This window comes from Nocardia sp. NRRL S-836 (assembly GCF_001279525.1).
Lineage (GTDB): Bacteria > Actinomycetota > Actinomycetes > Mycobacteriales > Pseudonocardiaceae > Lentzea.
The window spans coordinates 14,865-38,631 of the sequence record NZ_LGDY01000069.1 but is presented as its reverse complement, the minus strand read 5'-3'; the positions used below and the strand labels follow the sequence as shown (position 1 = coordinate 38,631).

Sequence of the window (23,767 nt, the reverse complement as noted above, 5' to 3'; positions counted from 1 at the left end):
GGTTGCTCCGCTCGGTGGAATTCGGCACATGATCCGACGTGCGGGGCAGCGTTCCCGGCGGGGGGAGCGGCTACGTTGATCACGTGGACTTCGACGAGTACCGCAGGTATGACGCCACCGGGCTGGCGCGACTGGTCGCGGAGAAGCAGGTGTCGGCCGCCGAGCTGCTGGCCGTGGCGCAGGAGCGCACGGAGGCCGTGAACCCGCGGCTCAACGCGATCGTCCGCGGCGTCTCCGCGACGCCGTCGGACGACCTCACCGGCCCGTTCGCCGGCGTGCCGTTCCTGATCAAGGACCTCGGCCAGGACTACGCGGGCCTGCCCACCTCGAACGGGTCGCGGTCGCTGCGGTCGCTCCCGGCCACCGAGCACTCCACGGTGGTGCGGCGCTGGCTCGACGCGGGCCTGGTGATCTTCGGCAAGACGAACCTGCCGGAGTTCGGTGCCAAGGCGATCAGCGAGTCGGAGGTGTGGGGGCCCGCACGCAACCCGTGGAACCTCGACCACACGCCCGGCGGGTCCTCCGGAGGGTCGGCGGCGGCGGTCGCGGCCGGGATCGTGCCGTGCGCCGGGGCGAACGACGGCGGCGGCTCGATCCGGATCCCCGCGGCCTGCTGCGGGCTGGTCGGGCTGAAGCCGGGGCGCGGGCTCACGCCGTTCGGGCCGGGGACCGCCGAGATGATGCACGGTGCGGCCGTGCAGGGCGTCGTCTCGCGCACGGTCCGCGACACGGCGGCGATGCTCGACGTGATCTGCGGCGGTGAGCCGTACGGGCCGTACACGCCCGGGATGCCCGGTGCGTCATACGCGTCGTGCGTCAACGAGGAGCCGGGCAAGCTGCGGATCGGCGTGCGGGTGCCGTCGGCGATCAACCCGGACCCGCACCCCGAGGCACGGGCGGCGGTGGACACCGCGGTGAAGGCGCTGACGTCGCTGGGCCACGAGGTGGAGGAGCTGCCGGAGGCGCCGTTCGACGACGCGACGCTGGCCCACGACTTCCTGCTGAGCTGGTTCGTGAACCTCGCGTGGAAGGTCGCCGAGGCCAAGCGGCTCACCGGGGCCCCGGACGCCGCGTTCGAACGCGACACGCTGCTGATGGCCGCTCTGGGCAGGGCGACGAGCAGCGTCGACTACGTGGACGCGGTGCAGCGCCGGCACGAGCACACCCGGCGGCTCAGCACGTTCTTCGAGTCCTACGACCTGCTGCTCACGCCCTCGCTGGCCACGCCGCCGCCGAAGATCGGCGCGTTCGAGCTGCCGGTCACCCTGCAACGGGCCACCGACGTGCTGCTCAAGACCCGCACGGCCCGGTTCCTGCGCAACACCGGGATCGTCGACGGCATGATCCGCGACAACCTCGGCTGGGTGCCCTACACCCAGCTCGCGAACCTCACGGGCCGGCCGGCGATCTCGCTGCCGCTGCACTGGACCGCGGCCGGGCTGCCGCTCGGTGTCCAGTTCGTCGCGCCGCTGGACGGCGAGTCGCTGCTGATCAAGCTCGCCGCCCAGCTCGAACAGGCGCTGCCGTGGGGTGACCGTGTCCCTGCGCTCTGAACCCGTCGCACCGCTCGTGCGCGGCGCCGCCGAGCTGGAGCGGACCGAGCGCGGCCTGCGCCCGCACCGCCTGCCCGCGTGGGTGCGGGAGCGCTACCCCGATCCGCAGCTGCTGTCGGTGGAGAGCCACCCGTCCGGCGTGCGGCTGGTGATGGAGACCGAGGCCCGCACCGTCGAGCTGGTCCTGCACCCGACCTGCACGGCCTACCGCGGCCTCGACCGGCCGCGCGGCAGCGTCGACGTCGTGGTGGACGGGACGCTGACCGCCAGCACCGAGCTCGTCGGCGGTGACGTCAAGGAGGTCGACCTGCGCACCGGCGAGGCGGAGCTCTTCGCGGGCCCGCCCCACACCGAGCGCCACGACCTCGCCGAGGGCACCAAGGTCGTGGAGATCTGGCTGCCGCACAACGAGGTCGTCGACCTGGTCGAGCTGCGCGCGGACGCGCCGCTGCGGCCGTTCGACCCGCAGCAGCGGATCTGGCTGCACCACGGCAGCTCGATCAGCCACGGGTCGAACGCCGCCACGCCGACCGCGATCTGGCCCGCCGTGGCCGCCCGGCTCGGTGGCGTCGAGCTGCACAACCTCGGCCTCGGCGGCAGCGCCCTGGTCGACCCGTTCACCGCGCGGGTCATGCGCGACCGCCCCGCCGACCTGATCAGCGTGAAGCTCGGCATCAACGTCGTGAACTTCGACGCCATGCGGCTGCGCGCGTTCGTGCCCGCGGTGCACGGGTTCCTCGACACGATCCGCGACGGCCACCCCGAGACCCCGCTGGTGCTCCTGTCGCCGATCTTCTGCGGCATCCACGAGGACACACCGGGTCCCGGTGCGCTCGATCTAGACGAGCTGGCGGCCGGTCGGCGCGCGTTCATCGCGACGGGCGAGCCGGAGCCGGGACGGTTGACGCTGCGGGTGATCCGCGAGGCGCTGGCGTCCGTCGTGGAGCGCCGCGCCGACCCGTTGCTGCACCACCTGGACGGGACCCGGTTGTACGGACCCGACGACGCGGTCGCGCTGCCGTTGCCCGACGCCCTGCACCCGGACACCGAGACGCACCGGCTGATCGGCGAACGGTTCGCGCGGTACGCGTTCGCGCCGGGCGGTCCGTTCGGCTAACGCCCGGTCGTGCCGTCGACCAGCTCGCGGAGGACATCGGCGTGGCCCGCGTGCCGGCCGGTCTCCTCGATGAGGTGGGTGAGCGCCCAGCGCACGCTCGGTCCCCGGCGGCCGGGCAGCGGTGCGGCGAGGTCGGTGCACCCGTCGAGCACCTCGTTCGCGCGTGCGACCGCCTCCCGGTAGCGGGCGACGACGTCGTGGTCCGGTGCCCGGAACGTGGCCTTCCAGTTCGTCACCACCTCGCCGAGGAACGTCGCCCGCTCCACGAACGCGAGGTGGTTCAGCAATCCGGCCAGGCTTGTGCCCGACGGCACCAGCGCCGTCCTGGCCTGCGGTTCCGGCACGCCCTCGACCTTCGCCGCGACGGCGGTGCGCAGGTAGTCGAGGAACCCGCGCAGCACCTCGGTCTCGGTGGTGCCGGTCCTGGGCGGTGGTGTGTCCCGACGCATGACGCCAGTGTTCCCAGACGGCGCGACAGTTGACACGAAAACTTGCCACCCTGGCAAGATGGCCGCCCGTGACCACTGACGAGGTGCTCGACGGCGTCGGACCGCGGTTGCGCGCACTGCGCAAGCACCGCGGCATCACCCTCGCCGAGCTGTCCACGACGACCGGCATCTCGGAGAGCACCCTGTCGCGGCTGGAAAGCGGGCAGCGCCGGGCCACGCTGGAGCTGCTGCTCCCGTTGGCGCGCACCTACGACGTGCCGCTCGACGACCTCGTCGGCGCCCCGCGCACCGGTGACCCGCGCATCCACCTCACGCCGATCCACCGGTTCGGGATGACGTTCATCCCGCTGTCGCGGCGGCCGGGTGGCGTGCAGTCGTTCAAGATGCTGATCCCCGGCCGGCTGCGCGAGCCGACCCCGCAGACGCACGACGGCTTCGAGTGGCTCTACGTCCTCAACGGACAGCTGCGACTGGTCCTCGACGACCTCGACCTGACGTTGCCGCCCGGTGAGGCCGCCGAGTTCGACACCTCCCAGCCGCACTGGCTGGGCAGCGCGGACGGGCACGCGGTCGAGCTGCTGATCCTCTTCGACCCGCAGGGCCTGCGCACGCACGTCCGCGGCCCCGGTCAGAGGGCGTAGACCTGCCCGGTCTGCTGCCCCTCGATCGACCGGACGTACGCCCGCACCACGTCGGCCAGCGGCACCGGCTTCATGCCGGGGAAGAAGTCGCCGTAGACGTCCAGCGACTCGGTGAACACCGTCGGGCTGACCGCGTTGATCCGCTGCGGCGCCAGCTCGATCGCCGCCGCGCGGACGAACGCCTCGATCGCGCCGTTGGCCAGCGACGCCGCCGCCCCGGTGACGATGGGCTCGCGCGCCAGCACGCCGGTGATCAGCGTGAACGACCCCCGCGGCGACACGTGCGAGAGCCCCTCCCGCACGAGCGCCACCTGCGACAGCACCTTGCCGGTGAGCCCGGCCTGGTAGTCGGCGACGGTCAGCTCGGCCAGCGGCTTGTACGGCACCGACCCCGCGGCCGCCGCGACGGCGTCGACCTGGCCGACCGCCGCGTACAGGTCGGCCACCTGGGCCGGGTCCGTCACGTCGTACTGCAGGTCACCGCCCGTGCGGGCCACGGTGACGACGTCGTGCTTGCGTTCGGTGAGCTCCTGGTGCACGGCGGTGCCCAACGTTCCGGTCGCTCCAACCAGCAAAATCCTCATGCCGTCGACGCTAGGCGCGTTCGCGGCGTTGCGGAAATGCCGCTCGTGCAGCACTTATGATCGGCAGTCATGAATGTCGAGCTGCGCCACCTGCGGGCCCTCGCCGCCATCGGCGACCACCGCTCGATCACCGGTGCCGCCCTGGCGCTGCACGTCACCCAGCCCGCGCTGTCACGCACCCTGGAGCAGCTCGAACGCCGGCTCGGCGTGCGCCTGGTCGAACGGACCACCCGCCACGTCGCACTGACCGACAGCGGACGACGCCTGTGGGAGCACAGCCACCGCATCCTCACCCAGCTCGACACCGCGCTCGCCGAGGCCACCCAGCCGCAGCCGTTGCGGCTGACCTTCGCGTGGGCGGCGCTCGGCCGGTTCACCATCCCGTTCCTGCGCGAGTGGCGGGCCGAGCACCCGGACGTGCTCGTGCGCATCCGCCGCTCCGACGACCCGGAGGCGGCACTGCGGCGCGGCGAGGCGGACGTGGCCGTGCTGCGCACCCAGCCGGAAGGCGCCGACATCGGCCATGTGGCGCTGATCGAGGAACCCCGCGTCGCCGCCGTCGCCGAAGACCACCCGCTCGCCTCCCGCGAGGCCGTCGCGCTCGACGACCTGGTGGGCGAGACGGTGGCCGTGTGCGAGACGGCGGCGACGACCACCGCCGACCTGTGGCCCTCCGGCGCACGCCCGCGGACCGTGGACGTGCCGGGCGTGGAGGAGTGGCTGACGTCGATCGCGACCGGCGTGACCGTCGGCGTCACGGCCGCCGGGACGATCCACCACCACCCGCACGCCGGCGTCACCTACCTGCCGCTGACCGATGCCGACCCGATCACCGTCCACCTCGCGTGGCCGGTGCCGCCGCCGCATCCGTCGACGGCGGCGTTCGTGGAGCTGGCCCGGCGCCACCTCGACCGGTCGGACCCGCGATGAGGCGCGGCCTCGTGCGGTGCACCGGCCCACGCCCGGCGCCGTGCACCGGCCACACGTCCGACGTCACGCTGCGCGCCCACGCTCGACGCCATGCGGCGCGCCCACGCCCGGCGCCATGCGGTGCGCCCACGCTCGACACCATGCGGTGCGCCCACGCCCGGCGCATGCGGTGCGCCCACGCCCGGCGGCACGCGGTGCGCTCACGCTCAGCGCCGCCTCGGCAGGCCGGGCCCCCGGAGTGAGGCGACGCGTCGTGCAGCGCACCGCCGCCGCCCGGCGCCGCCTCCGCAGGTCGGGCCCGGGAGGAGCCACGCGTCCTGCGGTGCACCGGTCCCGGCGCCCAGCGCCACCCGCGAGACGCCGACTCGGCACCCGCCGACACCGCCTCACGCGTACAGCCGCAGTCCCGACAGCTGCCCCGCAGGCCACCCGGTGTTGCCGCTGAACACCAGCCGCACGTACCGGACCTGGCTGCCTGACAACGACACCGTCACCGAGTTCCCGCTCGCCGGGTCGAACACGCGCCCCGCCGCCGCGGCGAGCGTGCCGAACGACCGCCCGTCCGCGCTGCCCTCGACCGCGACCACCTGCGTCCGCCGCCCCCACGCCGGGTCGGGTGGGAGGGTCAGGACCGCGCGCCGCACCGCCACCGCGGACCCGAGGTCCACCTGGACCCACTGGGGGAAGGCGTTGTTCGCACTTTCCCAATAGGACCGCGGGTCGCCGTCGACGATGAACGCGCTGCCGTAGTGCTGCGTCTGCGAGCTTTGCGCGGTCGGCCGTCCCGCCGCCAGGTCGACGTCCGGTGCCGGTGGGCCCGCGACCCACGGCGCGGTCGGCCGGGTCGCCGTCAACGCCAGCCGGCCCTTGAGCATCCGCCCGCCGTCGGCGGTGAGGCGGAGGTAGTAGTCGGCGGAGCAGCGGGTGCCGTCCTCGTCCAGCGCCAGGAATCCGGAACCGGCCGGCACGTCGGCCTGCGACTCGGCGGTCTTCGCGATCTGGTTGCCCTCGTTGTACTCGTCGAACATCGAGATGTAGATGCCTTGTGCCCCGAGGCGGACCATGTTGTAGAACTGCCGCCACATGAAGTCGCCGTGCGCCCGCTGCCGCTGACCGAGGTCGCCGGGCAGCACGCACGGCTGGTAGTCGATGCCGCGCGCGTTGCACTCGGCCTGGTCGGGGGTGTTCACGTTGGCGTAGAAGCGATCCGAGTCGGCGGCGGTGCCGATCCGGCCGACCATCCACGGTGAGATCATGTCGAACGACCGGTATACGTTCGCGAAGCCTTGCCGGGAGTCCTCGGTCTCGGTGCGCCAGTGCGTCGGCACCCCGCCCATCACGTAGCAGCCGCGTGCCTTGAACCAGTTCACGACGTCCTGGCACGGCTCGGGACCCCACGGCCGGCCGGGGTCGTTGAAGCCGAAGCCCCAGATGCCGACGACGGGCTTGCCGTTCTGCCGGGCGTAGGCGGGCGACGAGGTGTGCGCCGACATCTTGTCCTGCCAGTCGGCTTTGATCTCCGACTGCATGTTCTGCCAGTTCGTGACGTCGTACATGATGTAGAACTTGCGGCCGGTGGCCTCGGCGGCGCCGCGCACGTGGGTGGTCACGGCGTCGCGGATCGGGCCCTCGCCGCCGGTCGGGTTGAAGCGCTGCAGGGCAGCGGTGTCGCAGCCGTTGTCGCGCATCCAGGCGAAGTGGACGTCGACGGTCTGCCGGTCGTAGTTCGAGAACAGGGTGGCGGGGCGGCCGTCGCCGAGGTCGGCGAAGCCGGTCCGGTAGGTGCGGGCGTACTCGCGCACGTCGGGCCAGACCTTGACCGAGCTGGTCGGCGGGGCCGGTGGCCGGCTCCAGTCGTCGTTCCAGTGCCACCAGCCGTCGATGGGGGAGCCGTCGCCCCGGCAGGCGAACCAGCCCTGGTACCCGACGGTGATCTTGCCGACCACGTCGCCCGGCGGGCTCGCCGCCCGTGCCGCGGCCGGCAGGAGGCCCAGTGCGGGGGCGGTGAGCGCGGAACCGAGCAGCGTGCGACGAGACAGGGACATCGCGAACTCCTTTGTCGGCGAATCTCCTCCAGACTGCAAGAATTGACCAGGATCACGCAATAACTTGACGAACCGGAACTTCCGGAGGCGTCCGGTGTGACTCGTCCGGACTGCGGTCAACTACCGTGCGGGCAACGGTGGAGGAGGACGCGATGCTGGACCTGAGCCCGCAGCCGGGTGACCTGGAGCCGATCGAGACCGCCTCGGTCGACGAGCTGCGGGCGTTGCAGCTCGAACGGCTGCGGTGGTCGGTCCGGCACGCCTACGACAACGTGCCGCACTACCGCGCGTCCCTCGACGCGGCCGGTGTGCACCCCGACGACGTGAAGTCGTTGGGCGACCTGGCGAAGCTTCCGTTCACGACGAAGGCCGACCTGCGCGAGAACTACCCGTTCGGCATGTTCGCCGTGCCGCGCGAGGAGGTCCTGCGCGTCCACGCCTCCTCCGGCACCACCGGGCGGCCCACCGTCGTCGGCTACACGAAGGCCGACCTCGACACCTGGGCCCAGGTCGTCGCGCGCAGCATCCGCGCCGCGGGCGGCCGTGCCGGGCACGTGCTGCACAACGCCTACGGCTACGGCCTGTTCACCGGCGGTCTGGGCGCGCACGCGGGCGCGGAGCTGCTGGGCTGCACGGTCGTTCCGGTGTCCGGCGGCATGACCGAGCGGCAGGTCCAGCTGATCCGCGACTTCGAGCCGGACATCATCATGGTCACCCCGTCCTACATGCTGTCGATCATCGACGAGATGGAGCGCCAGGGCGTCGACCCGCGCTCGACGTCGTTGAAGGTCGGCATCTTCGGCGCCGAGCCGTGGACCAACGACATGCGCCGCGAGATGGAGCAGCGCCTCGACATGCACGCCGTCGACATCTACGGCCTGTCCGAGGTGATCGGGCCGGGCGTGGCCAGCGAGTGCGTGGAGACCAAGGACGGCCTGCACGTCTGGGAGGACCACTTCTACCCGGAGGTCATCGACCCGGTCACCGGCGAGGTGCTGCCCGACGGCGAGGAGGGCGAGCTGGTCTTCACCTCCCTCACCAAGCAGGCCATGCCGGTCCTGCGCTACCGCACCCGCGACCTGACCCGCCTGCTGCCCGGCACCGCCCGGTCGATGCGGCGGATCGAGAAGATCACCGGCCGCAGCGACGACATGATCATCCTGCGTGGCGTGAACCTGTTCCCGACCCAGATCGAGGAGCTGATCCTGCGCGTTCCCGCGCTCTCGCCGCACTTCCAGTGCGTGCTCCACCGCACGGGCAACCTCGACGACCTGACCGTCGTGGTCGAGCACCGCGAGGACGCCGTGCCCGGTGACGCGGGGGAGTCGTTGCGGCGGCTGGTGAAGAACTCCATCGGCGTCACCGTCGCCGTGGACGTCGTCGCGCCCGGCGGCATCGAGCGCTCGGTCGGCAAGATGAAGCGGATCGTGGACCGGCGCCCTAAGCGCTGACCAGCCCGATGAGCGTGGCGACCAGCTCGTCCGCGCTGGTCCGCCACCTGTCGGCACCGAGGTGCCCGCTGTGCTCCAGGCCCGCGATGCCGTGCGCGCCGGCCAGCAGCAACGCGCCGTGGTGCCGCGCCCGGTCCGCGCCCACGACCTCCGCGACGACGCCCAGGAACTCGTCCTGGAACCGCCCTGCCGCCCGGTCGGCCGCCTCCGGGTCACCCGCGGGCCCGCACACCTCCCGGTGCAGGCGTCCCAGCGGCCCCGGCCGGTGCTCACGCCACCGGAACAGCATCGTGTAGAGGTGCGGCTGCTCGCGGCCGACGCCGACGAGCGCCCGCAGGGCCCCGCGCAGCTTCTCGACCGGCGGTAGCTCCGCGGTCCGCAGCTCGTGCACCTGATCGGCGAGCTGCTCCCACCGCTCGGCCGCGACGGCGGTCAGCAGGCTGTCCTTGTCCGCGAAGTGCCGGTACGGCGCTCCCCGCGTCACGCCCGCACGGGCCCCGACCTCGCGCAACGTGACCGCCTCCTGGCCACCGAGGTCGAGCAGCTCGGCAGCCGCGTCGAGCAGGGCGCGGCGGGTGGCGGCGGCGGACTCCGCACGGGTGACCATGGCTTCCATCCTACAGTTGACGTTGTCATCTGATAACGTCGTTCAGGTGACACTGTCATCTGAAAGTCAGAAACTAGTCGTCGTGACCGGAGCCTCCACCGGCATGGGCGCGGCCACCGCCCACGCCCTGGCCGCCCGCGGCTTCCACGTCCTGGCCGGCGTGCGCCGCGACCACCCCGGCTCACCCGGCGTCGAGCCGGTCCTGCTCGACATCACCGACACCGAGCACGTCGAGGCCCTCGCCGCCCGCGTCGCCGCCGACGAGCGCCCGTTGCACGCGGTGGTCAACAACGCCGGCATCCAGGTCAACGCCCCGGTCGAAGCCCTCCCGCTGGCCGAGTGGCGGCACGTGTTCGAGGTCAACCTGTTCGGCCACGTCGCCGTCACCCAGGCCCTGCTGCCCGCGTTGCTGCGCGGCGGCGGCCGGGTCGTCAACATCAGCTCGGTCGGCGGCAAGGCCGCCATGCCCACCTACGGGGCCTACGCGGGTGCCAAGTTCGCGCTGGAGGCCGTCAGCGACGCCCTGCGCCGCGAGGTGGAACCGCTGGGCGTGCGCGTGGTCGTGGTGGAACCCGGCGGGGTGCGCACGGAGATGGCCACCCGTGGCATCGCGACGGCGAACGACCTGGCCGGCCGCATGACCCCGGAGCAGGACCGGCGCTACGGCGGCCTGGTCCAGGCGATCAACTCGCTGATGGCGTCCGGCACGTCGTCCGGCGTGACCGCCCAGGCCGCCGCCGAGGTGATCGCGAAGGCCGTCACCGCACGCAGGCCGCGCACCCGGTACCCGGTCGGCCGGGACGCCGCGGTGCTCACCCGGCTGGTCCGGGTCCTTCCCGACCGCGCGCTCGACCGCGTCATCGGCGCGACGGTGCGCCGCCACCACCCGAGGGTGGCGTGATCGGGCAGACGCGGCCGAGTGGTGCCATCACCAGGCCGTGACGGCGCACGGAAGAACCCTGGGGCGAGCGCCGGCCCAGCGCGTTCCGACGTCCGGAGCAGCGGGGAGATGATCATCATACGAGCAGGTGATCGGCGGTGGCCGCGCCCTGCCGTAGATTGATCGCGAGCGGGCGGCGGCAGTCCGCGGCACCGGTGGTCGATGCCCCGTGCGCTGCCGCGGACGAAAGGCAGTGTTCGGCATGGTTGCGGTGTCAGGCGGGGAGCCGACGGGGGCGGGTTCGGCCGTGGACGGCGATCTGCGCGACCTGTTCGGCCAGTCCATCGCCGTCTTCGCGTCCCTCGCGGGTCCGGAGCACGTGGTGGAGTCCGCGAACCCGGCGTTCTTCGCGACCATCGGCGAGGAGCGGGCCCGCACCGGGCTCCCGCTGGTGGAGCTGGTGCCGGAGCTGGCCGGGCAGGGGTTCATCGGCCTGCTGGACGAGGTCCACCGCTCGGGTGAGCCGTACACCGGCCGTGACGTCCGCATCGTCCTGGGCACCGGTCCGACCGCGCGTGAGGCGTTCTTCGACTTCACCTACGAGCCGCGCCGTGACGGTGACGGCACCGTGGTCGGGATCCGCGTGATCGGGGTGGAGACCACCCAGGTCAAGCACGCGCAGCTGCTGATGGCCGAGCACCGCGCGCTGCTGGAGCAGATCGCCAGGCAGGCACCGCTGGCCGAGGTGCTCGACGGCATGGCCCGGTGCATCGAGAACCTCGCGCCGCAGGAGCTGCTCGTCTCCGTTCTCCTCGCGGACCCCGACGGCCTGCACCTGCGGCACGGCGCCGCGCCCAGCCTCCCCGCCTTCTACAACGAGGCCATCGACGGGATCGCCACCGGTGAGGGCGTGGGCTCCTGCGGCACGGCCGCGCACCGGCGGGAACCGGTCATCGTCACCGACATCGGGACCGACCCGTTCTGGGACGACTTCCGGGAGCTGGCGCAGCGGGCCGGGCTGGCCGCGTGCTGGTCCACGCCGATCCTCGCGCGCGACGGCAGCCTGCTGGGCACGTTCGCCATGTACCACCGCACCCCGCGGGTGCCGCGGGACAGCGACTTCGCGCTGATCCGGGTCTTCGCCGGAACCGCTGCGCTGGCCATCGAGCGCCACCACAGCGAGCAGGCGCAGCGTGCGGCGGAGCAGCGGGCGGAGTCGGCCATGGCCGAGCTCGCGAAGGCCGTGCGCGCCGAACAGGAACTGCGCACCGAGGCCGAGCAACGCGCCGCCGCCGCGGCCGAGCTCGCCGACCAGATGCGTGCCGCCGCTGCCGCGCACGCTCCCGCACCCCACCCGGAAGGCTGCCAGCTCGGCGGTGCCGCCGGGTGCACCGCGCCGGCCGAGATCAAGCTCGCCGACTCGTGGGGCGACTCCGCGTGGGGGTGCACCTCCCACACGGAGGAGGCGCTCATCCACGTGCGGTCGGCGTTCATCGCCAGTGAGGAGCTCGGCGGCCTGGCCGCGTACCGCGACCGCTGACCGCCGCGTCACGTCGTGCGCCCGGTGGTTGAACCGGCACGGCGCCGGGCGCGTATCCCGCGGTGATGGAAGCCGACGCGATCGACCGGCACGCGGAATCTCGCTGTACGCGGCGGGTGGAACGTGCTCACAGTGGCTTCGTGGATCCTGTCACCGGGCGGAACCGGGTTGCGTGGGAGGCGGCGTCGCGCAAGCACGTCCGCGAGTACGGGGAGCTGCTGGAGCAGGCCAGGAACGGGTCGGCGCTGCTCGCGAGCGAGCTCGACCTGCTGCGCCCCGTGCTCGGGACGGCACCTGACGTCGTCCACCTGCAGAGCGGACATGGGCTGGACGACATCGCTCTCGTCGCCGCCGGCGCCAGGACGGTGCTGGGCGTCGACTTCAGCGAGGTCGCCGCGACCGCGGCGCAGCGCAGAGCCGACGAGCTCGGCGTCGCGTGCCGGTACGTGGTGGCGGCGCTGCCGGGTGCTCCGCTGCGCGACGGGTGCGCCGACCTCGTCTACACCGGCAAGGGGGCGTTGATCTGGCTGCCCGACCTGCGGGCGTGGGCGGAGGACGTCGCTCGCCTGTTGCGACCGGAGGGGTACCTGTTCGTCCACGAGGCGCACCCCGCCGTGCCGCTGTGGACCTGGGACGAGGACGAACCCCGGATCCGGCCCGACCGCGGGTACTTCGCCCGTTCCCACGTCAACGACACGTTCCCCGGCGGGGGAGCGGTCGAGTGGCAGGCGAGTCTGGGCGAGGTGATCACCGCGGTGATCTCCGCCGGCCTGCGCGTCCAGCACGTCGCCGAGTACGCCGAGCCGTTCTGGCGGCCGGACGACGTCGCGGCGGCCGCGTGGCGGGGGCAGCTGCCGAACTCGTACTCCCTTCTGGCCCAACGGCTTTGAACCCACGTGGTCCGCCGGACGACGGCCGCGCCGCCGGCGGCGTGAGAGGAGCTTTTCCGTGAACAGCCCCCATGCTCAGATCGCGTTCCGCGCGGCCATCGCGCTCGCGGCCGTGGGACTGGGCGGAGCCCTGCTCGCCGCGCTCGTGGGGGTGGTGCTGTCCGCCGCCGGCTCGTCGGAGGCCGCCACCACCCGGTTGTGCGGCAAGGCCGACACCGCGCCCGCCGGTGGACGGGACTACCTGGCGCAGAACAACGTCTGGGGCGCCGACACCCCGCAGTGCGTCTCCGTGGGGGACCAGTCCCTGACGGTCGAGAGCGCCGGCCACACCCGGCCGCCGGAGGGTGCTCCGGCCGCGTCTCCCTCGCTGGTCAGGGGATGCCACTGGGAGGAGTGCACGGACGTCGGCGACCTGCCGGTCCAGGTGTCGGTGCTGCCGGCGCTCACGAGCGACCTGGTCACCAGGCAGGTCGACAGCGGGATCTTCAACGCCGCCTACGTCGTGTGGTTCCACAGTGGACCGGTCGCCACCGGCACACCGGACGGCGCCGAGCTGGTGATCTGGATGCGCAGCAGGGGCGGCATCCGGCCGGGCGGGTCGGTGGTGGCCGAGAACGTCGAGATCTCCGGCGCCCGGTGGAACGTCTGGCTCGCCCGGGAACGCGACCGCGTGCGGATCACCTACGAGCGCGTCGTCGAGGTCACGGCGGTCAGCGGCCTGGACATCCGGGCGTTCACGGTGGACTCGACCCGGCGCGGCCTCGTCGACCCGCGGTGGTACCTGGTCGCCGTCGAGGCGGGGTTCAACCTGTGGCGCGGTGGTGCGGGCAACGCGATCGAGAGCTTCTCGGTGTCGGTCGGCGACCGGACGCCCTGACCGCCGGGCACGACACCCCCGACGGGCCGGGATCGCCCGCCGGGGGTGCGGTCAGAACGCGTGCCGCGGCACCGGATCAGGTCGCCGGCAGCACCTCCACGTACCCGTCGGTGCCGTTCACCCTGATCCGCTGCCCGTCCTGGATCAACCGGGTGGCGTTCTCCAGCCCGACGACGGCGGGTAGCCCGTACTCGCGCGCCACCACCGCGCCGTGCGTCATCAGGCCGCCGACCTCGGTCACCAGGCCCGAGATCGCGACGAACAACGGTGACCAGCTCGGGTCCGTGTGGGCGGTGACCAGGATGTCGCCCGGTTCCAGGTCGGCGTCAGCCATGTCGAGGACGACACGCGCGCGCCCTTCGACCGTTCCGCTCGACACCGCCAGGCCGACCAGCGCACCTTCGGGCAGGTCTTCGCGGTTGTACGCGCCGGCAACGGCCTCGCCGTCCGAGGTGAGCACGCGCGGTGGCGTGAGGGCCTCGTACGACCGGAACTCCTCCCTGCGGCGGCGGACCAGCTCGTCGTCCACCTCGTTCGTCCGCACGACGTCGTGGAACTCCTGCAGCGTCAGGAAGAACATGTCCTCCTCGGTGCTGAGCACGCCCGCCCGCACGAGCCGGGCCGCTTCCGCCAGCAGGGCCTGCTTGTAGACGAAGTAGCGGCTGATCATGAAGTACTTCGGGTACTCCCGGTACCCGATGAACGTGCGGACGCGGTCGATCATCCGCTTGGTCTCGGCCGCCTTCGCCTCCCCGTCCGGCAGCGCGCGCAGGCGTTCCAGCAGCTCCTGCTCCTTGGCCCGCGCCTCCTCGCGGCCCTGCTCGAAGCGGCGCGCTCCGGCGCCGGCCTCGAAGTTCCGCACGTTGGTGAGGATCATCGGCAGGAGCGCGGCCGGGCGTTCGCTCCACCGCGGCCGGGTGATGTCGATCTCGCCGACGCAGCGCATGCCGTACCGGTCGAGGTAGGCCACGATGGCGTCCCGTGCCGCGGCCCCACCGGGGAGTCCGTCCAGCTCGTCCAGGAAGTCGTCCTGGGCGTCCTGCAGGAACGCGACGACCTCGCGGTGCGGCCGGATCACGTCCGCGACGTCGAGCAGGGCCAGGCCCATCTCGGACGTCACGTTGTGCGGGGCCGACAGCGTGAGGGTGTCCGCCGCGTTCTTCTCGCCGAGCCAGTCCAGCAGGTTGTCGTTGAGCCACCGGGTCGCCTGCATCCCGGCCATGACCGCCTGGCTGCTGCGCGCGTCGAACAGGACCCGGCGCAGCTCCTGGAAGTCGCCGAGGACGAAGTCGACCAGCTCGGCCCCCGACTTGCTCGCGATGTCGCGTTTGAGCGCGGCGACGGAGGCCTCGGCCTGCCCGATCAGCTCGGTGACGACGTCCGGGTCGGTCTCGATCGTCGTCGGTGCCGCACCGGGGATCGGCGGGACGGCGCCCTCCTCCAGGGGCGGCGGCAGGAAGCCCTCGCGGTCCATGACGGTCCGCAGCGCGTCACCCGTCAACGGGTCGGAGCCGCCCGCCACGCCCAGGAACGCCGCACGGCTGCTGGGCGTGGCCAGGATGGCGGTGACGTCGACGAACAACCGGCCGCCCGCCTCCGCCATGCGCCGCGGGGTCGTCAGCTGCCACACCGACAGGCCCAGGGGCTTCATCGCGTCGGTCATCATCTGCTGGTGCCCGACGGAGACGAAGACGTGGTTCCCGTCGTCGCCGGTCTCGGGCACCGGGAACAGCGTGGTGATCGGCCTGCTCTGCACGACCTGGAACCCGTCGCCGGCCAGGCACCACTCGATGTCCTGTGGCCGGCCGAAGTGCGCCTCGATCCGCCGGCCGAGCCGCACGAGCTCCAGCACCTGCTCGTCGGTCAGCGCCGGCTGTTCGCGGCGGTCCGGCTCGACCTCCTGCTCGCGCGTCCCACCGCCCGGCAGCGCCTCGATGGCGAGGTCCTTGGCCGCGACCGCCCTGGAGACGATCTCGCCGTCGCGGACGCGGTAGACGTCCGCGTTGACCAGGCCGGAGACCAGCGCCTCGCCGAGCCCGAAGCCGGCCTCCACGCACGCGACCCTGCGGTTGGACGTGATCGGGTCGGCCGTGAAGAGCACACCCGCGGCCTGCGGGAAGACCATCTGCTGCACGACCACGGCCATGTGCACCCTGTGGTGGTCGAAACCGTTGCGCAGCCGGTAGGTGACGGCCCGCTCGGTGAACAGCGAGGCCCAGCACCGGCTGACGTGCCGCAGGACCGACGCCGCTCCCACGACGTTGAGGTACGTGTCCTGCTGACCCGCGAACGACGCCGTCGGCAGGTCCTCCGCCGTGGCACTCGACCGGACGGCGTAGGCGACCTGGTCACCCAGCCGGGTGAGCTCGCCGGTGATCGCCGCCGCCACGTCGTCGGGGATCGGGGCCGCCTCCAGCGCCTGCCGCACCTCCGCGCTGCCCTTGTCGATCTCCTCCCGGTCGTCCGGCCGCAGCCGCGACAGCCGGTCGAGCAGCTCCTCGACCGCCGGCACGTCCTGCAGCACCCGCCGGAAGGCGTCGGTCGTCACGCAGAAACCGGCGGGCACGCGGATGCCCCCGATCCGCGCGAGCTCGCCCAGCTGCGCGCCCTTGCCGCCGACGACGCCGACCTGCGACCGGTCGATCTCCTGGAGACCGAGCACGTGGCTACCCATCTGTGTTGCCTTCCCCCGTCTGCCGACCTGTGGACACAGCGTCCTCTCGATGCCGTGTTTCCGCAGGTTCTGGCTTCGGCCGCAGATTCTGCGGCACGACGGGGGGCTTGCCGCAAGGCCCCCGGTGCGCTATATGTTGAAGTGGGAAGGAATGGGGTTCTGGATTCCCCGCCTCCCGGCAGGTCCCGGAACGGCCCGTGGACCCGGTGCCGGACCCACGAGCCGCACCACCCGCTCAGGTCGCGGGCAGGACGTGCGCGCCGGAGCGGTCGGTGCTCAGGCACAGCGAACAGATCTCCCCTCCCCGCGCGCTCGCGGCCATGTCGGGCCGTTCGTAGGGCTCCCCGCACACCACGCAGCCGTACGTGGTCCCGCTCGGGTTGCCGTCCGCGTCCAGCAGCGGTTCGGCGATCCCGTCATCGGTGCGGCGCAGGTAGAACCGCCCGCGCGTGAGCACCGCCATCAGCGGCGTCACCACGATCGGGATGCCCACGGCCACCAGCGGCGAGTACGGCTGGACGGCCGCGCCGAACAGTCCGAAGTAGACACCGATCGACAGCAGCGACGAGGCCAGGAACGACACCACGCCGACCGGGTTGACCGCGTAGAGCATGCCGCGGCGGAACTCCGGCTGCTTCGGCGACAGCTTGAGCACGTACTTGTTGATCGCGATGTCCGCGGCGACGGTGACCACCCACGCCATCGCGCAGTTGGAGTAGAAGCTCAGGATCTTGTTGAGGAAGCTGAACATGTCCGCCTCCATCAGCACCAGCGCGAACGCCAGGTTCACGCACACGAACACCAGCCGCCCCGGATACCGCCTGGTGACGCGGGTGAACGAGTTCGTCCAGGCCAGCGACCCGGAGTAGGCGTTGGTGACGTTGATCTTCACCTGGCTCAGCACGACCAGCACCAGCGCGAGCGGCACGACCAGCCACGGCGGCATGAACTGCTTGAACACCCCGGTGAACTGCTCGATCGGCTCGACCGCGGCCGCCGCACCGACCGCGTCCAGCACGTAGACGGCCATGAACACGCCGATCGCCTGCTTGAGCGCACCGAACACCACCCAGCCCGGCCCGGCGAGCACCACCGACGTCCACCACGCCCGCTTGTTCGCCGCGGTGCGCGGCGGCATGAACCGCAGGTAGTCGATCTGCTCGCCGATCTGCCCCATCAACGACAGGCACACGCCGGCGCCCAGCATCACCGCGGCCGTGCTGAGCCCGTTGCCGCCGCCGTCGTAGGCGAGCCACCGCCGCACCGACTCCGGCTGCGTGACCACGAGGAACAGCAGTGGCGCCACCATCAGCAGCAACCACAGCGGGTTCGTCCAGCTCTGCAGCTTGGCCAGCACCCTCATCCCGTAGATCACCAGCGGGATGATCACCAGCGTCGACAGCAGGTATCCCAGCCACAGCGGCAGGTTCAGCGCGTACCTCAGCCCCTGCGCCATGATCGAGCCCTCGAGCGCGAAGAAGATGAACGTGAAGCTCGCGAAGATCACGCTCGTGAGCACGGACCCGTAGTACCCGAAGCCCGAGCCGCGGGTGATCAGGTCGAGGTCGATGTTGTACCGCGCGGCGTAGTACGCCAGCGGGAAACCGGTCACGAAGATCACCAGCGCCGCGAACCCGATGGCCAGCAACGCGTTCCCGGTCCCGTGCGTCAGGCCGATGCCCGCACCGATCGAGAAGTCCGCCATGTAGGCGATGCCACCCAGCGCCGACGCGCCGACGACCGCGGGGGTCCAGCGGCGGTAGGTGCGCGGCGCGAACCGCAGGGTGTAGTCCTCCAGGGTTTCCCCCGAGGTACCGGAAGTCTGGCTGCGCTCCACCACGTCGGCTGTCACGACCGGCAACGCTAGGAAGGCCGCGTTTCGTGCGGGGGAGAGCTGTGTGACCGCCGTGTTACCCGCTGTTCACGGCCCTGGCGACGTGGAATCGCGGTAACGGAGGATTCCACGACGGCGATGTCGTCCCCGTGCTGCGACGATCTGGTGTGAAACGGGTTTCCGGGCCCTTCCGCAGCACCCTGCGGGTACGGCTCGCCGTGGTGCTCGTCCCGTTCCTGGCGGCGGTGTGGTGGTTCCACTTCGCCAGCGACGAGTTCGGTGACGCCGCGAGCGTGTCGGCGATCGTGCTGATCGTCGTGGGGTTGTTCGCGGCGGTGCAGGTGGTCTGGTTGCGCGGCACGCTCGGCCCGGCCGCGGTGTTGTCGTTCAACGTGCTGATTCCCGCCGCCACCGGGCTCACGCTGGGCACACTCACCAAGGGCGAGACGGTCGAGGGCGGGGTGATCGGCCTGCTGCTGGGGGTCGTCAGCTTCCTCGTCGTGGTGTGGCTGGGTGACGACGCCATGCTGCGCCGCAAGCCGAAGGTCTTCATCAGCTACCGGCGGGACGACGCGGAGCAAGCCGCGACCCGGTTGTACGACCGGCTGGTCGCCGGGTACGGCACCCACCGGATCTTCCTCGACCGGCGGTCGCTGCCGCTGGGCCACGACTTCCGGCCCCGCCTGGTCGACGTCCTCGGGCGGTGCGACGTGGCGCTGGTCGTCATCGGGCCGCGCTGGCTGGAGCTGTTGCGCGAGCGCGCGGGCCAGCGGGAGGACTACGTCCTGATCGAGGTCGAGACCGCGCTGGCCACCGGCAAACCGGTCGTTCCGGTGCTGGTGGACGGCGCCGCCCTGCCCGCGGCCGAGGACCTGCCCGCGAGCATCGCCGTGCTGCCGCACCTGCAGTCCGCGCGGCTGCGGCCGGGAGAGCACTTCTCCGAGGACGTCCCGCTGATGACGGCCCAGCTGGAGGAGCTGCAGAAGCAGCACCTGCGCGACTCGGTCACACGGGTGCCGCGGCGGACCCACCGGCTGGGCGTCGCGGTGTTCGTGCTGGCGCTGCTGGCCCCGCTGGGCTGGAGCGGCCTGACCGACCTCACCTACCCGGCACGGGCGCTGAGCGGTGCCGAGCTGTCACCCGACGGCCGGTTCGTCGCCACCGTCTTCCGCGGCGAGCTGCGCACCTGGGACGTCGGACGCCGTGCGTGGAGCACCCCGGCCGGTCACCTGGCCGACCTCGGGGAACGTCCCGCGGACCTGGTGCGGTGGTCGCCGGACGGGAGGTGGCTGGTGACCGGGAACGACTACGACGGGAGGATGTACCTGTGGGACGCCACGAGCCTGCGGGTCGCGCGCCGGTTCTCCGGGCACCAGGGACTGCTGGACGACATCGCCTGGTCGCCGGACAGCAGCAGGATCGCCACCGGTGACGGCGACGGTGTCGTGCGGATCTGGCGGATCGACGCGGAGCAGCCGTTCGTGGGCAAGGCGGTGTTCTCCGGCCTGACGCGCCGGGTGAGTGCGCTGGCGTGGGCGCCGAACAGGTCCGACACGATCGCGGCGGGCAGCTGGGACCACACCGTGCGCCTGCTGCGGGTCGGGGACCGGGACCTGAGCGAGCTGGACTCGTTCCAGGGCCACCGGAACTTCGTCAAGCAGGTCTCGTGGTCTCCCGACGGGAGCCGGCTCGCCACGGTCGCCCTGGAGTCGAGCCTGGTGTTCCACCGGATCGCCGACGGCCGGTTCACCTCCAGCACCGATCTGGGCTTCCAGCGCGGCTGGAACGCGATCGACGACCTGCGGTGGTCACCGGACAGCGCGTGGCTGGCGGTGGCGGACTCGACCGGAGGCGTTGTCCGGCTGTGGAAGGCGGAGAGCGGCGAGGCGGTACCACCGCTGGCCCTGCACCCCACCGGTTCCTCGGCGGCGTCGCTCGCCTGGTCACCGGACAGTGCGAGCATCGCCGCCACCAACAGGGACGACGTGCGCGCGTGGTCGGTGCCGGACGGACGGGTGCTGACCGACACGGCGCACGGCCAGGACGAGGCCCTCGACGGCGGTGTCCACCTCGTCGGCTGGACCGGCGTCGGCAACCGGGTCGTGTGGACCTCGAAGCGGCCGTTCGAGATCAGGCTCATGACCGTCGGCAGCGGGGAGCAGACCGTGCTGGGCCAGGTCTCCCTGCCCGCGTGGCTGGTGGACCGGGTCAGCCCGTGATCAGCGCGGCCACCCGGTCGCGCAACGCGTGCGCGACGGCGTCGAACCCCTGCTTCACCCACGCTCCCTGTGCGGCCACCACCGCGTCGGCGTACCTGCCGCTGAACGTCTCACAGGTGTGGTAGCCGCACCGCCGCGGCCCGAGCGCCGTGATCCACTGGTCGCGCACGCCGAGCAGGCCGGGGAACGTGTCGCCGGTGTCGTAGCGCAGCAACCGCGGCGGCGCGACGGCGCGGACGAACTCGCGGCTCACGAACGTGCCCCCGGAGCCGTCCGGGCGCGGCAGGGTCAGGTCGATCGGCGAGCCGATGTCGAGCGTCGTGGCCACGCCCAGCGTGTAGGGATTCCACTGTGGATAGTTCGGGTAGTCGACCAGCACCTGCCACACGAACTCGGCGGGCGCGTCGATCTCCACGACGACGGACTCGATCAGGTGGGTTCCGGTGGGGTGCGTCATGCCGGCATGTGCTCCCCGCCGTTGACGTCGAGCGTCGCGCCGGTGACCTCGGAAGCCAGCCGGGACAACAGGAACAGCACGGCACCCGCGCACGCCTCGTCGGTGGGGATGCGGCCCAGCGGGTTGCGGGCGGCGATCTCGTCGTAGACGTCCTGCTCGCTCACGCCGCGCGACTCGGCGGTGAACTTCAGGTAGAACCGCACGCCGGGGCCGTCCAGCCAGCCCATGACGGCCTGGTTGGCGCGGATGCCGTGCGGCCCGAGCTCCAGCGCGAGGAACTGCGTCGCCGTGGCCATCGCGGCCTTCGCGACCGCGTAGCCGCCCTCGCCGCGCATCGGCTTGCGGGTGGTCATCGTGCCGATGTTGACGATCGAGCCGCGCCCGGCCGCCTTCATGTGCGGCACGACCTCGCGGGTCACGTTCAGCGCGCCGAACAGGATGATGTCCATCGAGCGGCGGATCGCCTTCTCCGGCGTCTGGAGCAGGTCGGAGAAGCCGGGGTGGCCGAACGCCGAGTTGACCAGGCCGGTGATCGTGCCGAACCGGTCCACGGCCGTCTCGACCAGCCGGGCCACCTCGTCGGGCCTGCGGACGTCGCACGCCACGCCGACGGCCTCGCCGCCCGCCGCGGCGACGTCCTTCGACACCTGCTCCATCACGCCGGTGGAGCGTGCCGCCATCACGACCTTCGCGCCCTCGGCGGCGGCGCGGACGGCGAGCTTCGAGCCGAGGCCGGGCCCAACGCCGGTGATCACCACGACCTCGTCCTGGAGCATCACAGGTAGACCTCGGAGTAGAAGGCGAAGTCCCGCCTGAGCCGGTCCTCGGACAGGCCGAAGTCCTCGGGGGAGTAGGAGTGCGAGCCGTGCCGTTCCGCGCGGTTCTGCCGCAGGTAGGCCGCGAACGCCTGGCCGTCGGCCGTGGTCGGGGGCAGCCCGAGCGCGCCGAGCACGTCGTGGGCCACGACGAGCGGCTTGGCCACGGTGTCGGCGAACCGCACGTCCACGAACCGCTCCGGGCGGGCCTGCCGTGCGGCGGCGAAACCCCGCAGCGTCGCGGCGAACCGCCCGGACCAGTAGCGGCCGATCCACAGCGGGTCGACGTCCGCGCTGTACTGCAACGACATCGTGCGCACCATCGAGGCGTACGACGGCACGGCCCGCTCCGGCGAGCGGTGCGTCATCACGATCTTGCAGCCGGGGAACGCGTCGAGCACGGTGTCGATCGCGGTGAGGTGGTGCGGTGACTTGAGCACCCACGGCCGTGTGCGCCCCTCCTGCTGCCACTGCAACACCTGCAGCCACTCGCGCAGCTCGCGGTAGGCCGGCGTCTGGTCGGCCGCGCGCAGCCAGTCGCCGTAGGAGGGCACCCGGTAGAACGAGTCGTAGCTCATCGACACGAACGTCCGGTCCAGCAGCAGCACGTCCTCCTCCGGCCCGTCCCACACGACCGTGTGGAGGTCGCCGAAGTCGGGGGAGAGTTGAGCGAAGACCTGCATGCGTTCCTGCGCACGGCGTTTGCGTTCCGCGGCGTCCGGACCCTCGCCGGGGAACGGCACCGGGTAGGCGACCTCCCACGACAGCGTCGAGGTGAGCTGCGGGGACGCGGCCAGCAGCCGGTGCAGCAGCGTGGAACCGGTGCGCGGCAGGCCGCAGATCTCCGCCGCCACCCGCACCTCGACGTCGCGGACCTCCGGGTGCTCGCGCCGCAGTGCGCGCAGCCGCAGCCGGTCGGCCAGCAACGCGGTCAGCCGGTGCGCCGTGAGCTGCAGACCCGCCGGGGACAGGGACGCCTCGGTGTTCAGGCTCGTCACGAGCACGTCGAGCGGTTCGCGGAACCAGTCGTCGCCGAAGTCGTCGAGACCGGTCTTGGCCGCGGCCCTCGTCAGCAGCTCGTCGACGTTCAGCTCGGTGGTGACCGTCATCGAAGTTCCTCCAGGGCGACGACACGGCACTTCGGGATCGGGTGTTCGGTGGCGCCGAGCCAGCGCAGCAACGCCGTGCCGGAGCTGTGGCCGCAGGTGTCGATCCAGTTGCCCACACCGGGATCGCGCTCGGCGACGACGATCGTGAGGCGGCCGTCGTGGTCCAGCACGGCGGTGTGCCTGTTGACGGTGATCCTGCGGCGGTGGTCGAGCGACTCCATCCACCAGTTGCCGAGCTGGAAGTTCCAGTACGGGCAGTCGGGCACGTCGGTCTCGACCACCCACGCCTGGCCGGGCCGCAGCTCCCAGTAGCCGTGCAGGTAGAAGATCTCCGGATCACCGCCCGCGCGCTGGAACATCTCCTGACCGAAGTCGGGCAGCTCGTTGGGGCGGGTCATGAACGTCCGCGTCCAGTGCGCGAACGTGGCCGCGGTGCCGTGCACCGACAAAGCCACGCGTTGCAGGGCCTTCGCGAGGAACTCGGGCGTCAGCTCGGCTGGTTCCGCCGGTCCGCCGACCTGTTCGACGTGCCACCGGCCGGGCACCTCGGAGGTGCGGTCCAGGTAGGTCTGGCGCACCACGAGCCCGGTCGAGTCGGGGGCGAGCGGCAGCCAGTTCGGGCCCTGCTCGCGCTGGCTCGCGATGATCTCGACGGTGCCGTCCGGTGCGACCACGAGGTCGGCGTCGGACAGCTCGCCGGTGGAGGCCATCGTGCCGTCCTTGGCGTAGCGGTTGGCCTTCGAGCCGATGCTGAAGTACGCGATGCTGCCCCGTGTTCCGGTGATGCGGTACGTGCGGTCGCCGCGGATGTTCGCCGACAGGTAGACGTTGTCCGGGTTGTCGGCACCGATCTTGACGAGGTCGAGCTCGTGGAACCGCGGGAAGTCGGGATCGGCGTTGTCCAGGCAGGAGTACAGCATCTCGCGGGTCAGCCGGGCGAGGTAGCGGTAGCCTTCCGCGCGGTCCAGCGGCGTGTCGGGTGCCTGCTCCGACAGCACCACCTGTCCGGCCTGCTCCAGCGCCCGGCAGAACCTCGACCACGCCTGATCCGGCACACCGACCTCCCGATTAGAACGTGTTCTAGGCAATGTACCG

The 23,767-nt window shown here is 72.0% G+C and carries 20 protein-coding genes; 10 read left to right on the top strand and 10 right to left on the bottom strand.

Annotation, left to right across the window (positions count from 1 at the left end; all coding sequences use genetic code 11):
• The first annotated feature begins 83 nt into the window (after positions 1 to 83).
• Positions 84 to 1,553, top strand: coding sequence for an amidase (locus tag ADL03_RS08030; protein ID WP_053732728.1), 1,470 nt, complete (start codon positions 84 to 86; stop codon positions 1,551 to 1,553).
• Positions 1,537 to 2,670 (top strand): SGNH/GDSL hydrolase family protein, encoded by a 1,134-nt coding sequence (locus ADL03_RS08025; protein ID WP_369808951.1) that lies wholly within the window; start codon positions 1,537 to 1,539, stop codon positions 2,668 to 2,670. Before ADL03_RS08030 ends, ADL03_RS08025 begins: the two co-directional genes overlap by 17 nt.
• On the opposite strand, the gene ADL03_RS08020 is transcribed toward ADL03_RS08025, so the two are convergent.
• On the bottom strand, positions 2,667 to 3,119 hold the full coding sequence (locus ADL03_RS08020) for a DinB family protein (protein ID WP_053732727.1): 453 nt from the start codon (positions 3,117 to 3,119) through the stop codon (positions 2,667 to 2,669). The genes ADL03_RS08025 and ADL03_RS08020 overlap by 4 nt on opposite strands.
• Positions 3,120 to 3,187: 68 nt before the next feature.
• Here ADL03_RS08020 and ADL03_RS08015 point away from each other — a divergent pair, with 68 nt between their 5' ends.
• Positions 3,188 to 3,760 (top strand): helix-turn-helix domain-containing protein, encoded by a 573-nt coding sequence (locus ADL03_RS08015; RefSeq protein ID WP_053732726.1) that lies wholly within the window; start codon positions 3,188 to 3,190, stop codon positions 3,758 to 3,760.
• On the opposite strand, the gene ADL03_RS08010 is transcribed toward ADL03_RS08015, so the two are convergent.
• On the bottom strand, positions 3,748 to 4,344 hold the full coding sequence (locus ADL03_RS08010) for a short chain dehydrogenase (RefSeq protein ID WP_053732862.1): 597 nt from the start codon (positions 4,342 to 4,344) through the stop codon (positions 3,748 to 3,750). The genes ADL03_RS08015 and ADL03_RS08010 overlap by 13 nt on opposite strands.
• A 69-nt stretch (positions 4,345 to 4,413) precedes the next feature.
• Between ADL03_RS08010 and ADL03_RS08005 the strand changes: the two genes are divergently transcribed.
• Positions 4,414 to 5,274, top strand: coding sequence for a LysR family transcriptional regulator (locus tag ADL03_RS08005; RefSeq protein WP_053732725.1), 861 nt, complete (start codon positions 4,414 to 4,416; stop codon positions 5,272 to 5,274).
• A 386-nt stretch (positions 5,275 to 5,660) separates the two neighbouring features.
• Here the strand turns inward: ADL03_RS08005 and ADL03_RS08000 are convergent, their stop codons facing one another.
• Positions 5,661 to 7,319: a discoidin domain-containing protein gene (locus tag ADL03_RS08000; RefSeq protein WP_053732724.1), complete on the bottom strand. Its 1,659-nt coding sequence runs from the start codon at positions 7,317 to 7,319 to the stop codon at positions 5,661 to 5,663.
• Positions 7,320 to 7,471: 152 nt separating this feature from the next.
• Here ADL03_RS08000 and paaK point away from each other — a divergent pair, with 152 nt between their 5' ends.
• Positions 7,472 to 8,770, top strand: coding sequence for a phenylacetate--CoA ligase PaaK (gene paaK, locus ADL03_RS07995; protein WP_053732861.1), 1,299 nt, complete (start codon positions 7,472 to 7,474; stop codon positions 8,768 to 8,770).
• Here paaK and ADL03_RS07990 read toward each other — a convergent pair.
• A complete protein-coding gene (locus tag ADL03_RS07990) occupies positions 8,760 to 9,377 on the bottom strand; it encodes a TetR/AcrR family transcriptional regulator (protein ID WP_053732723.1) in 618 nt (205 codons plus the stop codon). The two genes, paaK and ADL03_RS07990, sit on opposite strands and share 11 nt — an antisense overlap.
• Before the next feature lie 82 nt (positions 9,378 to 9,459).
• Between ADL03_RS07990 and ADL03_RS07985 the strand changes: the two genes are divergently transcribed.
• From ADL03_RS07985 to ADL03_RS07970, 4 genes are all read left to right on the top strand, one after another.
• A complete protein-coding gene (locus tag ADL03_RS07985) occupies positions 9,460 to 10,278 on the top strand; it encodes an SDR family NAD(P)-dependent oxidoreductase (RefSeq protein ID WP_231641643.1) in 819 nt (272 codons plus the stop codon).
• A gap of 286 nt (positions 10,279 to 10,564) precedes the next feature.
• Positions 10,565 to 11,797, top strand: coding sequence for a GAF domain-containing protein (locus ADL03_RS07980; protein WP_231641634.1), 1,233 nt, complete (start codon positions 10,565 to 10,567; stop codon positions 11,795 to 11,797).
• Positions 11,798 to 11,937: 140 nt separating this feature from the next.
• Positions 11,938 to 12,687 (top strand): bifunctional 2-polyprenyl-6-hydroxyphenol methylase/3-demethylubiquinol 3-O-methyltransferase UbiG, encoded by a 750-nt coding sequence (locus ADL03_RS07975; protein WP_053732722.1) that lies wholly within the window; start codon positions 11,938 to 11,940, stop codon positions 12,685 to 12,687.
• A 58-nt stretch (positions 12,688 to 12,745) separates the two neighbouring features.
• A complete protein-coding gene (locus ADL03_RS07970; protein WP_053732721.1) occupies positions 12,746 to 13,564 on the top strand; it encodes a hypothetical protein in 819 nt (272 codons plus the stop codon).
• A 76-nt stretch (positions 13,565 to 13,640) separates the two neighbouring features.
• Here the strand turns inward: ADL03_RS07970 and rph are convergent, their stop codons facing one another.
• Together rph and ADL03_RS07960 are read right to left on the bottom strand one after the other, a co-directional pair.
• The gene (gene rph / locus ADL03_RS07965) at positions 13,641 to 16,238 is read right to left on the bottom strand and encodes a rifamycin-inactivating phosphotransferase (RefSeq protein WP_053732720.1); all 2,598 of its coding nucleotides are present in this window, start codon (positions 16,236 to 16,238) and stop codon (positions 13,641 to 13,643) included.
• A 235-nt stretch (positions 16,239 to 16,473) separates the two neighbouring features.
• Positions 16,474 to 18,099 (bottom strand): cytosine permease, encoded by a 1,626-nt coding sequence (locus ADL03_RS07960; protein ID WP_053732719.1) that lies wholly within the window; start codon positions 18,097 to 18,099, stop codon positions 16,474 to 16,476.
• Between the two features lie 140 nt (positions 18,100 to 18,239).
• Here ADL03_RS07960 and ADL03_RS07955 point away from each other — a divergent pair, with 140 nt between their 5' ends.
• Positions 18,240 to 20,291 carry a TIR domain-containing protein gene (locus ADL03_RS07955; RefSeq protein WP_053732718.1) on the top strand — a complete coding sequence of 684 codons (2,052 nt, stop codon included), beginning with the start codon at positions 18,240 to 18,242 and terminating at the stop codon, positions 20,289 to 20,291.
• Here ADL03_RS07955 and ADL03_RS07950 read toward each other — a convergent pair.
• The 4 genes from ADL03_RS07950 to ADL03_RS07935 are packed head-to-tail and all read right to left on the bottom strand — an operon-like array spanning position 20,281 to position 23,727.
• Positions 20,281 to 20,748 carry an SRPBCC domain-containing protein gene (locus ADL03_RS07950; RefSeq protein WP_053732717.1) on the bottom strand — a complete coding sequence of 156 codons (468 nt, stop codon included), beginning with the start codon at positions 20,746 to 20,748 and terminating at the stop codon, positions 20,281 to 20,283. The two genes, ADL03_RS07955 and ADL03_RS07950, sit on opposite strands and share 11 nt — an antisense overlap.
• Entirely contained in the window at positions 20,745 to 21,524 is a 780-nt protein-coding gene (locus ADL03_RS07945; RefSeq protein ID WP_231641664.1) for an SDR family oxidoreductase, read from the bottom strand. The genes ADL03_RS07950 and ADL03_RS07945 overlap by 4 nt, the downstream gene beginning before the upstream one ends.
• The gene (locus tag ADL03_RS07940; RefSeq protein WP_053732715.1) at positions 21,524 to 22,672 is read right to left on the bottom strand and encodes a sulfotransferase; all 1,149 of its coding nucleotides are present in this window, start codon (positions 22,670 to 22,672) and stop codon (positions 21,524 to 21,526) included. The genes ADL03_RS07945 and ADL03_RS07940 overlap by 1 nt, the downstream gene beginning before the upstream one ends.
• Positions 22,669 to 23,727 (bottom strand): DUF1214 domain-containing protein, encoded by a 1,059-nt coding sequence (locus tag ADL03_RS07935; RefSeq protein ID WP_053732714.1) that lies wholly within the window; start codon positions 23,725 to 23,727, stop codon positions 22,669 to 22,671. The genes ADL03_RS07940 and ADL03_RS07935 overlap by 4 nt, the downstream gene beginning before the upstream one ends.
• Positions 23,728 to 23,767 lie beyond the last annotated feature (40 nt).

Excerpts from the sequence above, each read along its gene's own strand:
- ADL03_RS07990 (WP_053732723.1), bottom strand. The coding sequence starts at position 9,377 with ATGGTCACCCGTGCGGAGTCCGCCGCCGCCACCCGCCGCGCCCTGCTC.
- ADL03_RS08005 (WP_053732725.1), top strand. The coding sequence starts at position 4,414 with ATGAATGTCGAGCTGCGCCACCTGCGGGCCCTCGCCGCCATCGGCGAC.
- paaK (WP_053732861.1), top strand. The coding sequence starts at position 7,472 with ATGCTGGACCTGAGCCCGCAGCCGGGTGACCTGGAGCCGATCGAGACC.
- ADL03_RS08010 (WP_053732862.1), bottom strand. The coding sequence starts at position 4,344 with ATGAGGATTTTGCTGGTTGGAGCGACCGGAACGTTGGGCACCGCCGTG.
- ADL03_RS08020 (WP_053732727.1), bottom strand. The coding sequence starts at position 3,119 with ATGCGTCGGGACACACCACCGCCCAGGACCGGCACCACCGAGACCGAG.
- ADL03_RS08000 (WP_053732724.1), bottom strand. The coding sequence starts at position 7,319 with ATGTCCCTGTCTCGTCGCACGCTGCTCGGTTCCGCGCTCACCGCCCCC.
- ADL03_RS07940 (WP_053732715.1), bottom strand. The coding sequence starts at position 22,672 with ATGACGGTCACCACCGAGCTGAACGTCGACGAGCTGCTGACGAGGGCC.
- rph (WP_053732720.1), bottom strand. The coding sequence starts at position 16,238 with ATGGGTAGCCACGTGCTCGGTCTCCAGGAGATCGACCGGTCGCAGGTC.
- ADL03_RS07945 (WP_231641664.1), bottom strand. The coding sequence starts at position 21,524 with ATGCTCCAGGACGAGGTCGTGGTGATCACCGGCGTTGGGCCCGGCCTC.
- ADL03_RS07950 (WP_053732717.1), bottom strand. The coding sequence starts at position 20,748 with ATGACGCACCCCACCGGAACCCACCTGATCGAGTCCGTCGTCGTGGAG.